The sequence below is a fragment of the Pseudofrankia saprophytica genome (assembly GCF_000235425.2).
In the GTDB taxonomy this organism is placed as follows: domain Bacteria; phylum Actinomycetota; class Actinomycetes; order Frankiales; family Frankiaceae; genus Pseudofrankia; species Pseudofrankia saprophytica.
In genome coordinates, this window is sequence record NZ_KI912266.1 from 2,453,833 (window position 1) to 2,464,664 (window position 10,832).

General features: G+C 73.2%; 11 protein-coding genes. 6 read left to right on the forward strand and 5 right to left on the reverse strand.

Annotation, left to right across the window (positions count from 1 at the left end):
• Positions 1–138: 138 nt before the first annotated feature.
• Positions 139–1,320: a S1C family serine protease gene (locus tag FRCN3DRAFT_RS43750; RefSeq protein ID WP_232793995.1), complete on the forward strand. Its 1,182-nt coding sequence runs from the start codon at positions 139–141 to the stop codon at positions 1,318–1,320.
• A 75-nt stretch (positions 1,321–1,395) separates the two neighbouring features.
• Positions 1,396–1,851, forward strand: a complete 456-nt coding sequence (gene tatB / locus FRCN3DRAFT_RS0210235) for a Sec-independent protein translocase protein TatB (protein WP_007520108.1) — start codon at positions 1,396–1,398, stop codon at positions 1,849–1,851.
• A gap of 86 nt (positions 1,852–1,937) precedes the next feature.
• On the opposite strand, the gene FRCN3DRAFT_RS0210240 is transcribed toward tatB, so the two are convergent.
• The gene (locus FRCN3DRAFT_RS0210240) at positions 1,938–2,612 is read right to left on the reverse strand and encodes a MarR family transcriptional regulator (protein WP_007520105.1); all 675 of its coding nucleotides are present in this window, start codon (positions 2,610–2,612) and stop codon (positions 1,938–1,940) included.
• Between the two features lie 157 nt (positions 2,613–2,769).
• Here FRCN3DRAFT_RS0210240 and FRCN3DRAFT_RS0210245 point away from each other — a divergent pair, with 157 nt between their 5' ends.
• From FRCN3DRAFT_RS0210245 to FRCN3DRAFT_RS52885, 3 genes are all read left to right on the forward strand, one after another.
• Positions 2,770–3,936, forward strand: coding sequence for an Mrp/NBP35 family ATP-binding protein (locus FRCN3DRAFT_RS0210245; protein ID WP_007520102.1), 1,167 nt, complete (start codon positions 2,770–2,772; stop codon positions 3,934–3,936).
• Positions 3,937–4,086: 150 nt separating this feature from the next.
• Positions 4,087–4,956, forward strand: a complete 870-nt coding sequence (locus tag FRCN3DRAFT_RS0210250; RefSeq protein ID WP_027140441.1) for a PHP domain-containing protein — start codon at positions 4,087–4,089, stop codon at positions 4,954–4,956.
• A gap of 322 nt (positions 4,957–5,278) precedes the next feature.
• Positions 5,279–6,100: an LppU/SCO3897 family protein gene (locus FRCN3DRAFT_RS52885; RefSeq protein ID WP_007520098.1), complete on the forward strand. Its 822-nt coding sequence runs from the start codon at positions 5,279–5,281 to the stop codon at positions 6,098–6,100.
• Between the two features lie 159 nt (positions 6,101–6,259).
• On the opposite strand, the gene FRCN3DRAFT_RS0210260 is transcribed toward FRCN3DRAFT_RS52885, so the two are convergent.
• The 4 genes from FRCN3DRAFT_RS0210260 to FRCN3DRAFT_RS0210275 form a co-directional block, all read right to left on the reverse strand.
• A complete protein-coding gene (locus FRCN3DRAFT_RS0210260) occupies positions 6,260–7,240 on the reverse strand; it encodes a diacylglycerol/lipid kinase family protein (RefSeq protein ID WP_007520095.1) in 981 nt (326 codons plus the stop codon).
• A gap of 130 nt (positions 7,241–7,370) precedes the next feature.
• On the reverse strand, positions 7,371–8,132 hold the full coding sequence (locus tag FRCN3DRAFT_RS0210265) for a DUF6758 family protein (RefSeq protein WP_342435289.1): 762 nt from the start codon (positions 8,130–8,132) through the stop codon (positions 7,371–7,373).
• A 108-nt stretch (positions 8,133–8,240) separates the two neighbouring features.
• Positions 8,241–8,780, reverse strand: coding sequence for a MaoC family dehydratase (locus FRCN3DRAFT_RS0210270; RefSeq protein ID WP_335341689.1), 540 nt, complete (start codon positions 8,778–8,780; stop codon positions 8,241–8,243).
• 215 nt (positions 8,781–8,995) lie between these two features.
• On the reverse strand, positions 8,996–9,601 hold the full coding sequence (locus FRCN3DRAFT_RS0210275; RefSeq protein ID WP_035924600.1) for a suppressor of fused domain protein: 606 nt from the start codon (positions 9,599–9,601) through the stop codon (positions 8,996–8,998).
• Positions 9,602–9,945: 344 nt separating this feature from the next.
• Here FRCN3DRAFT_RS0210275 and FRCN3DRAFT_RS50620 point away from each other — a divergent pair.
• Positions 9,946–10,832: TerD family protein (locus tag FRCN3DRAFT_RS50620; protein ID WP_198535958.1), on the forward strand; the 887-nt coding region annotated here is incomplete at its 3' end.

Genomic DNA, 10,832 nt, shown 5'->3' on the forward strand with positions numbered 1-10,832 from the left:
GGTCGTCCCGCTCATCACCACCGGCGTACCTCGTCGTCGGAGCAGGCACCGGCGACGGCCGCGCCCTCGAGACCCGCCCCCTCGGCGCCGAGGGCCGCCGCGGCCGGAGGGCAGCGCGGCGAGCAGGTGACGCCAGCCGTGCCGCGCCACCCGGCCGAGCAGGAGCGCCCCGACGGCGAGGCCGGCCGGCGGCGGTTCGGCGGCCGCGCGCTCGCGGTGGTCGCGCTCGTCGCCGGCGTGGTCGGCGGCGTCGTGGGCGGGGTGTGCGTCGCCTGGCTCGCCCCCGACGACGCTGGTTCCGACGGCGGTCCTGTCACCGCCGGCACCGGGATGGTGGTCGGCACGGACGCGCCGGCCGCAGGGGCGCCGGGATCGGTCGCCGACGCGGCTGCGCGGGCGCTGCCATCCGTGGTCACGGTCGAGGTGCGAGGCCAGCAGGGCAGCACCGGATCCGGAGTGATCATCCGTCCGGACGGCTACATCCTCACCAACGTCCACGTCATCGCGGCGGCGGCGAACGGCGGTGGCGAGATCGTCGTCACCCGCTACCAGGACGTCACCCAGATCCCCGCGCAGCTCGTCGGTCAGGACCCGAAGACCGACCTGGCCGTGCTCCGGATCGACGCGGGCGGGCAGCTGCCGGCGGCGACGCTCGGCCGTTCCAGCTCGCTGCGGGTGGGTACCCCGGTCATCGCCATCGGCGCGCCGCTAGGCCTGTCCGGCAGCGTGTCCACCGGGATCGTCAGCGCCCTCGATCGCAGCCCGTCCGAGCCGTCGACCGCGGGCGGGGGATCGGCGCTGCTGACCGGGGCGATCCAGACCGACGCGGCGATCAATCCGGGAAGCTCGGGCGGCGCGCTGGTTGACGGCAACGGACAGGTCGTCGGCATCAACACCGCCATCGGGTCGGTTCCCGGGGCGCCGGCCGGCGACGAGGGCCAGACCGGCAACATCGGCGTCGGCTTCGCCATCCCGATCGACTACGCGCGTTCGATCGCCGACGAGATCATCCAGACCGGTCACGCGACCCACCCCTACCTCGGCATCTCGGCCACCACCGTCACCCAGACGGACGCGGCGGCCACCGGGCGCGCGCCCGGGGCGCTGATCCGCGACGTCGACCCGAGCGGCCCGGCGGCCGCCGCCGGCCTGCGGGTCGGTGACGTCGTGACGAGGATCGACGACGCGGCGGTCTCCGGGGCGAACCAGCTCCTGGAGACGGCCCGGCGCCACCACGTCGGCGACCGGGTGACGGTGCAGTACCAGCGTGCCGGCCGCGACGCCACCGCCCAGGTGACCCTGACCGAGCAGAAGAACTAGGCCCGTCGCCGCTGGATACCTGCTTGTCACTCCAGAGTCCTACGCGGGCGAGTCTGGCGGAGGTACGCTCTGGCCGTGTTCAACGGGCTCGGATGGGGAGAAATCGCTGTCCTGCTCTTGCTCGGACTGTTCGTCTTCGGTCCGGACAAGCTTCCCCGGGTCGCCCGGGACGCAGGCAGGATGCTGCGACAGCTGCGGCAGATGGCGAACGGTGTTCGTGATGATCTGCGCTCCGAGCTCGGTCCCGAGATCGCCGATCTCGACATCCGTGACCTGCACCCGAAGACGTTCGTCCGCAAGCACCTGCTCGAGGACGGCGACGAGGACCTGTTCCCGACCTACCGGAACAAGCAGGGCAAGATCGACCTCTTCGGCGACGAGCCCTCGGAGAAGCCGTCGCTGACCAAGGACCGGGTGCCCGGCGGTGCCCCGGCCGCGCCTGGCAAACCCGCGAAGCCGGTGGACGCCAAGGCCACCCGGGTCCAGACCTCGGCGGACGCCGTGACCCCCTGGGACACCGACGCCACCTGATCCTCCGTCTTCCGGAAGCTCTGGCTTTCGGACGCGCGTCGCGGCGCCGTCGTCGAGGCGGTCGGTTCGCTGCTCCTGAGGCGGCGCTAAGCGCCGCAGGAGCCGGAATCGGTGGCCGGGGAGGCCAGCCGGCCGAGCAGGTCCCCGAGAAGCTCCAGCTCCTCGGGGGAGTAGTGGGACAGGACGTGACGGGCGACGCCGCGCAGGTGGGTGCCGGAGGCGTCCCGCAGCCGCGCCAGACCGGCCGGCGTGAGCACCGCCAGCGTCCCGCGCAGGTCGGACGGGCAGGACCTGCGCTCTACCAGTCCCTCGCGCACCAGGCGGTCGACGAGTCTCGTCAACCCGCTGCGGGACAGCAGCACCGCGTCGGCGAGCTCGCTCATCCGCAGCGCGCCGTCCGGCGCCTCGGTCAGCTGGACCAGCACGTCGTAGGAGGCGAGCGGCAGGTGGTGCGTCTCCTCGAGCTCGGCCTCGAGCACCCGGGTGACCTGCGCGTGCGCGCGCAGCAGACCTCGCCAGGCGCGCATCCCGCGTGCGTCGACCCGTTCGGCCGCCGGGTCCGCCGAACCACACCCCGGCTCGACCGTCCCGGCCACGACCGTGCCAGCCACGACCGTGCCGGGTAGGTCCGTCTCGGGTGGGGCCGGCAACGTGGCCCGAGGTTCGGCGGGCGTCGCCTCGCCGCTCGCGGCATCCGGCCGAGCGAAACCCAGCCCCGAGGGAGATCCGTCTCCCTCGACGGGCGACGCTTGCAAACTCACTGGATCAGCCTACGTCGATGGCGGGGCAGGTGCTTAGGGCACGTTGGGCGGGGCCAGCCGGCCGCCGCGCGGGCTATGGTGGAACTCCGTCCAGTTCAGGTCCACACACTGCCGGTACCTGCCGCTTCGCGGCGGTAGCCAGACGGCTGAGGTTTCGTTGCCAGCTCCTACTCTTACCTCTGACGCGGTCCAGACGGCGCTCGCGACCGTCCTCGACCCCGAGATCGGCCGGCCGATCACCGAGCTCGACATGGTCGAGGCCATCCAGATCCGCGGCGACGGCTCGGTGGACGTGGTGGTCCTTCTCACCGTGTCGGGCTGCCCGATGCGCGAGGAGATCATCACCAGGGTCGACCGCGCGGTCAGCGCCATCGAGGGTGTCACCGGCGTCCGCGTCGCGCTGTCCGTGATGACGCCGGAACAGCGGTCCGCCCTGCACGAAAAGCTGCGCGGCGGCGTGGCCCCGAAGGTGATCCCATTCGCCCAGGCGGGCTCGCTCACCCGGGTCTACGGGGTGGCGAGCGGCAAGGGCGGCGTGGGCAAGTCGTCGGTCACCGTCAACCTCGCCACGGCGATGGCCCAGTCGGGCTTGAAGGTCGGTGTTCTCGACGCCGACATCTACGGGCATTCGGTGCCGCGAATGTTCGGTATCGAGCGCGGGCCCACGCAGGTCGATAAGATGATCATGCCGCCGCAGGCGTATGGCGTTCGCGTGATCTCCACGGGCATGTTCACTCGGGGAAACCAGCCGGTCACTTGGCGTGGTCCGATGCTGCACCGGGCGCTGGAGCAGTTCCTTTCCGACGTGTTCTGGGGCGACCTGGACGTGTTGCTGCTCGACCTGCCACCCGGCACCGGCGACATCGCGATCTCGCTGGCCCAGCTGGTGCCGTCGTCCGAACTGCTGATCGTCACCACCCCGCAGGTGGCCGCGACCGAGGTGGCCGAGCGGGCCGGCACGATCGCCGCCCAGACCAGGCAGAACGTGGTCGGCGTCGTGGAGAACATGGCCTACCTGAGCTGTCCGCACTGCGACGAGCGGATCGACCTGTTCGGCGCCGGTGGCGGCGCCGCCGTCGCCGAGCGGCTCACCAAGGTGCTCGGCCACGACGTGCCGCTGCTGGCGCAGATCCCGATCGACGTCCGGCTGCGGGAGGGTGGCGACGCCGGCGTCCCGCTGGTCGTCGCCGACCCCGACTGCGAGGCCAGCAAGCAGCTGCGGTCGACTGCCGATCGGCTCGGCTACCGTTCCCGTGGCCTCGCCGGCCGTTCGCTCAACCTCTCGCCCGCCCGGGGCCTGGGCGCGCCCAAGCACGCGCACTGACCCGCGGGTCGAGCACAACAGTGGGTGGGTTCCCGCACGTCCTGACGTGCGGGAACCCACCCACTGCCGGTTCCCGGAACATCATGGGGGGCCGGGGCGCTGGGGTGAGGACAGGGCGGGCCCGCGCCCGCCGGATCTGGGGAGGTCGCGCTGGCCGGGATCGATCTGCACACCCACTCGACGGCGTCCGACGGGGTGCTCGCGCCCGCGGCGCTGGTGGCGGCGGCAGCCGGCGCGGGACTGTCGACGATCGCGCTCACCGATCATGACACCACGGCCGGGATGGCGGCGGCGGAGGCCGCGCTCCTGCCGGGCATGACGCTGGTGCCCGGGGCCGAGATCTCGTGCGAGGTCCGGGTCGCCGAGGACCGTGTGATCAGCCTGCACGTGCTCGCCTACCTGTTCGACCCCGACGAGCCCGAATTCGCCGCCGCCCGCGCCCACCTGCGCGACGACCGCGAGACGCGCGCCCGGCGGATGGTCGAGATGCTCGCCGCCGACGGCCACCCGGTGACCTGGGAGCGGATCGGGGAGCTGGCCGGCGGCACGGTCGGCCGGCCGCACATCGCCGCCGCGCTCCTGGAGGCCGGGGTGATCTCCCATCTCGACGAGGCCTTCACCTCGGACTGGATTGGTGGCCGCAAAAGCCGGTACTGGGTCGGCAAGGCCCAGCCGGACGTCGCCGAGGCGCTGCGGCTGATCCACCGGGCCGGCGGGGTAAGCGTGTTCGCCCATCCGTTCGCCGCGGCCCGAGGCCCGGTCGTCGGGCCGGAGGTGATCGAGGAGATGGCCAGGCTCGGTCTCGTTGGCGTCGAGGTCGACCACCCGGACCATCCGCCGGCCGCCCGGGCCCGGCTGCGCGCGCTGGCCGCTGACCTCGGCCTGCTCGCGACCGGCTCCAGCGACTTCCACGGCACCAGGGAAGGCCTGGGCCGCGGCATCGGCGCGAACGGCACCGACCCGGCCGTCCTCGCCGCCCTCGTCGACCGCGCCACCGGAGACACCCCCCGCATTCGCTAGTGCCGCGTCCGACAGCATCCGCCCAGCGCCCCGCCGCGCCGGCCCCGCCCCGCCCGGCACCGCCGGCGGTCGGTTGACCGCCGGCTGGGCCGCGGCGGGTACGTCTGGAAGCCCGCCGACGGGCACGGCCCGACCGCGGCGGTCACCAACGGGTGGTGATCGCCGGCCTCGTCCCGGGGGGCGAGGCGGCGTGATCCCTGGCTGAGGCGGCAATAACTCGGCTGGCGACGGGCCTCTTGGGCTGGTTGCTGCCGGTGAGCGGGGCTTGTCGGTTTAGTGATACCTTTTGCGCCGCTCCGCCCGACACGGTGAAGGGTTTGCGGTGACCGATTCCACTGGCGCGGCTCCCGGCGGCTTCCCGCCTGGCTATGGGCCGCCCGGCAACGGGCCGGCCGGATCGGGCCAGCCTCCCGGTTATGGGCCGCCCCCCGGTTATGGGCCGCCTGCCGGCTATGGGCCCCCTGGCTATCTCGCCCCCACCCCGCAGGGCCAGGCGCCGGGCCAGCAGCCGATGCCGGGACCTGGGCCGTACGGCCCGCCGCCGGGGCCGGTCTGCCGCATCTGCGGCGGCGGGCCCGCGGTCGCCGCGACCATCCGCGGCCATAGAGGCTTCATCATCGTCATGCGGTTCCTGAAGACGCCGGGACCGTTCTGCCGGACGTGCGGCACCGCGGTTGTTCGTGACATGTCGGCGAAGACTCTGCTCCTTGGCTGGTGGGGCATCGTCTCGCTCTTCGCCACGCCGGTCACGCTGATCATCAACCTGGTGCAGTGGCAGAAGATCAAAAAACTTCCGCCCCGGCTGCCGTACGGCCCAGGGCAACCGTTGGACCCCGGTAAGCCACTGCTGCGCCGCCCTGCCGCCCTGGGACTGCTCGTTCCGGCGGCGGTGATCCTCCTGATCATCATCGGCGCCGTCGCGAGCCGCAGCGATCCCAGCAACGCCTCGGTCGGCGACTGCATTCACCAGACGGGATCGACAAGCGCCAAGATCGTCGGTTGCTCCTCGGATGACGCCGAGTACATCGTGCTCGACCGGGTCAAGTCGGAGAGCCTCTGCGCTCTTGTCCCGGGAGTGGAGGCGACGTACAGCGAGATCGGGGGCAGCAGCGACTTCGTGCTCTGCCTGGGTGACGTTCCCTGATGTTCCCGCGCGCTGGCCGCCGCACCACCTCTCCCCGCCGCGCCGGCGCCTCGGGAGCCGGCGCTTTCCGCGGATCTCGCGCACAGGGAAGCCCGCCAGCTTCCTGAAGTCCGCCGGCCTGCCGCCGGGCGGGCCGGCGGCCAGCGCCCGGCGAACTGGTCAGTCGGCGGGCGGGGCGAGGAGACGCAGGGCGCCGGGGCGGATGACGATCTCGGTCGGGAGGTCCGCTACCGGGTCGCCGTCGGCGTAGACCTGGAACGGGCGGTCGGCGTCGACGGTGAGGCGGCGCGCCCGGAGCACGGTCACGTGCTTCGTGTCGACGTGGGTGCCCTTGAAGACCTTGTGGAAGAGCAACAGCAGGGTGAGCCGGCCCATGCGGTGCAGGAACACCACATCCAGCAGCCCGTCGGCGATGTCCGCGCCCGGGGCGTAGCGCATCCCACCGCCGTAGTACTGCGCGTTCGCCGCGGCGACCGACCATCCGACGACCTCGCGCGGCTCGCCGTCGTCGAGCCGGACGGTGAAACGCGCCGGCCGCCACGGTACGAGGGCCCGCATCGTCGAGTACGTGTAGACACTCTGACCACGCAGGAGCCGGGTCCTGTTGGCGATGACCTGGACATCCGAGTCGAAGCCCAGGCTCGCGATGCCGATGAACGGCGTGCCGTTCGCCTCCGGCAGGTCGACCCGGCGCTCCACCGCGCCCGCGAGGGCGCTGGCGGCGGCCACCGGGTCGCGGGGGATCCCGAGGCCTCGGGCGAAGTCGTTGCCCCGCCCGCCGGGCAGCACGGCAAGCAGGCCCCCGGCCTTCGCGGTGGCCCCCGCCACCCGTCCGACCAGCCCATCTCCGCCGAGCGCCACCGCGACCCGGCCCGAGCCGGCCGCCGCGGCGGCGAGCTCGTCCGCGTGGGCGATGTCACGGGTCCTCGCCACCTCGACCTCGGCCGCCCAGCCGCGCAGCGCCGCCGTGACGTCCTCGAGCACCCGCCCGGCTCGCCCTCCGCCGGCGCTCGGGTTGACGATGACGCAGAGTCGGTCACGCGCGACCGGTACCGTGGCGAACTCCGCCGACGCGGCCTCGCGCTCCGGGATCGACGGGATCGCCGGGCTCGCTGGAGCCTGGGGGGCGGTTTTGGTCATGGCGGCCGGTGCTCTTTCGCTCGGGGGCGCGTCCGGACCGGGCCTGCGGGCCCTCCGGGTGTGCAGAGCCTACGAGCGGACGCGGCGCGGCGGGAACCCCGGCGCGTCACCCGGCGGAAACCCCGGTGCGTCAGTGGCCGTCGCCCTCGGCGGAGTCCGGGCTCTCGAGCCCCGGCATCGGCGAGTTGAGCCGATCGGTCTGGGCACCGAAGAGCAGGCGGTCGGCAAGCGCCGCCTGGTCGCGCAGGTCCTCCAGGACCAGGTGCTCCATCAGCAGGAGGGCGGCATCCGCGGGCCACAGCAACAGCCACAGCCACACCCCGCCGGCCTCGCCGATGAACGCCGCGCGGTCGTGCGGGCATCCCACCGGCCACAGCGCGGTCGGATGCCCCGCCGCCTCGACCTTCGCCTCGGGCAGGGTGTCCAACTGCGCGGGGTCGGGCCCGGTGATTCCCGCGAGCCGGGCGCCCAGCCCCGTGCCGGGCGACTCGGCGACCAGCACCATGTCCGCCGGGCCGCCGACCGGCGACGGCCCGGCCGTCGCCAGCGCCACCGCCCGCGCGCCCGCGCGGTCGTCGCCGGCCCAGCCGATCCCACCTACATACCAGTGGACCGGCATCGGCGACGGTACCCAGATGGGTACCGTCGCCGTATCAGCGAGCTGGCGCAGTGCGTGCTCCGGTGCGGCGGTCGCCTGATGCCAGGGGAAGACGTCGCCGTGCTGTTCGCACCTCCACTGGTCGCTCCATAGGTCGGGCGGCCGTAGCCCACCCAGGCAGCGGGGACAGGTGGGTGCGCTCGTCACCTGGCTCCTCCCGAGCTCCTGGACCACCTCGCGGGCGGTCCGTTCCACCGCGTCCAGGGGACGCATCGCCGTGCGGACCGCAGCCAACGGCCAAATGTGGGTCCGCGCACGAAGTGTGCCCAGCCACGCGCTGACAAACCCGGCGCGCGGTCATGACGGGAGGAGCTGGGAGGACTGGCCTGGATGGGGTGAAGGTCAGGACTCGGCCGGGACCGGGCGACCGGGCTGCTCGCCGCCCCTGGCCACTCCGTAGGACTGCTTCGGAACCATCACCTTGCGCCGATAGACGCACACCACGACGCCGTCCTGGTTGTAGCCGCGGGTCTGGACGGTGACGATGCCACGGTCGTCCTTGCTCTTGGACTCGACCTTGTCGAGCACCGTCGACTCGCCGTAGATGGTGTCGCCGTGGAACACCGGCTTCACATGGCGCAGCGACTCGACCTCGAGGTTCGCGATGGCCTTGCCGGACACGTCCGCCACCGACATGCCGAGCAACAGCGAGTAGACATAGTTGCCGACCACGACGTTCCGCTTGAACTGGGTGGTCTCCTCGGCGTAATGCGCGTCGATGTGCAGCGGGTGGTGATTCATGGTGAGCAGGCAGAACAGATGGTCGTCGTACTCGGTGATCGTCTTTCCTGGCCAGTGCTTGTAGACGGCACCAACCTCGAACTCCTCGTAGTAACGGCCGAACTGCATCGTGCCCTCCCGTGACCTGGCGCATGGCGGAATGTCCCGCCCGGCGGGGATTCTGGCTTCGGCGAACCGCCGACCGCCCGGTTCCAGGGAGCGTAGGCGCGACTACCGGCGTCGCGCAGGCGGTCGCGAGCACCGTCACTTACCGGCGGCCCGGGCGCCTTCCCACCGACCGACGGACCCGGAAGGCAAAGGCCGGCCGCAAGCCAGGCACCGGGACGGAAGCCAGGTGTCAGGCCACGAGCCAGGCGTCAGATACGAAGGCCCCGCCGACGGGGATCGCGCAGGTCCATCTCCTCGGCGAGCCAGCGCTCCCGCAACGCCGCCGCACCATGGACCCGTTTGTAGGCCGATTCGTTCGGCGTCATCGGAAAGACCGGCAGAAACCGCACCGGCGCCGGAGTTCCGGCCGGACCCGCGCCACGATGCCCGGCCAGCTCGGCGAGCGGCAGATCCGGCACCAGGCCGCCCGGCTCGCCGACGAGCACCCCGTGAAACGGAGCGTCATCCCAGAGCGGCTCGCCCAGGTCCAGGCCGGCACCCGCGGCCACCGGGACACCCTCGACCGCGGGAATCGCGGCCAGCACCGCCAGCCGGCGCGCGACGCTGTCGCGCGGAGCCCGCAGCGACAGCACGAGCTCCACCCGCGGACCGGCCGGGTCCCGGATCGCCGCCGCCGGGTCACCCATCGGCTCGGCCGACATGCCCACCGTCGCGTACCGGAAGAAGCTGTCCGGATGCGGGCCGAACCGCAGCACGTCGATCGGCTCGGCGCCCAGGAAGGTGATCCCCGCGCGGCCACTGATCGGACCGAACTCGCCTACCAGGTGTCGCTCGACCGCGACGCGCACATCCACAACGCCCGATCGTAAGGTCGCCCCGCCCACGGCAGCCCCGCCGTGGGCGGCAGCCCACCCTGGCAACCCCGCCCTCGCGGCCCGTCCGCCTTGGCGGCCTGCCCGCCTCGGCGGCCTGGCCGGCCCGCCGGGGTGGTGAGCACCGTAACGTCGCATGGGGAGAGCGCCATGATGTAGTAGAGGCCGTTCGCGGTGCGTACGCCCCCGGAGTCGGGGATTTGCTGGCGCCGGGGATGTCCCTGCGCAGGCTCTATCTGGAACGATCGGGACCGGTGGCCACGCCCGCCCGGCAGCAGCCGGGTGAAAGCCGGGGCGAACCGGGCCGGCTGAGTACGGGAGGAACCATGGCTGGTGTGTTGAGCAAGGGGGCGAACGCGCCGCTGCCGACGCCGGACGTGCGGGTGGAGGTTTCCTCGTCGACGCCGCTCGACATCGCCGCGCTGTTGGTGACGCCGACGGGCAAGGTCCGTTCGGACGCCGACTTCGTCTTCTACAACCAGCCCAACGGCCCGGGCGTGCGGTTGACGCCGCCCTCGTCGCTGGAGTTCTCGCTGGCGGCCGTCCCGCCGGACATCGACAAGGTGGTCGTCACCGGAAGCCTCGACGGTTCGGGACCCGCGACGTTCGCCGCCGTCCGCGGGCTGACCGTCACCGTGCGGGACAGCCGGGGCGGCGCGGAGATCACCCGGTTCGCGCCGGAGGGCCTGGGTGCCGAGACCGCGCTGATCATGGTCGAGCTGTATCGCCGGGCGGGTGCCTGGAAGGTGCGCGCCGTCGGCCAGGGCTACGCCGCGGGGCTCGCCGGCATCGCCACCGACTTCGGCATCGCTGTCGACGAGCCCGGTCCGGCGGCCGCACAGCCCGCCCCCGCCGCGCGACCGGCTTCGCCCAGCCCGCGGCCGAACGCGGCCGGGCCGTCCGGCGGATGGCCGGCGCAGAACGAGGAGATGTTCGAGGCACCGACCCAGCTGGTGCGCCCGGAGGCGGCCGCGGCCCCCACCCCCCAGCCGCCGCAGGCCCCGCCGCGGCCGGGGCCGACGCCGCCGCCCGGCCAGCCCTGGGGCGCGCCGCCCCCCGGCGGTCAGCCGGGACACGGGCAGCAGCCGTGGGGCCCGCCGCCGCCCGCGCCGGGCCAGCCCCAGCAGTGGGGACCGCCGCCTGGCGGGTGGGCGCCCCCGGCCGGGCCGCCGTCGGCCCCCCAGCAGTGGGGCGCGCCGCAGGGGCCGCCGCC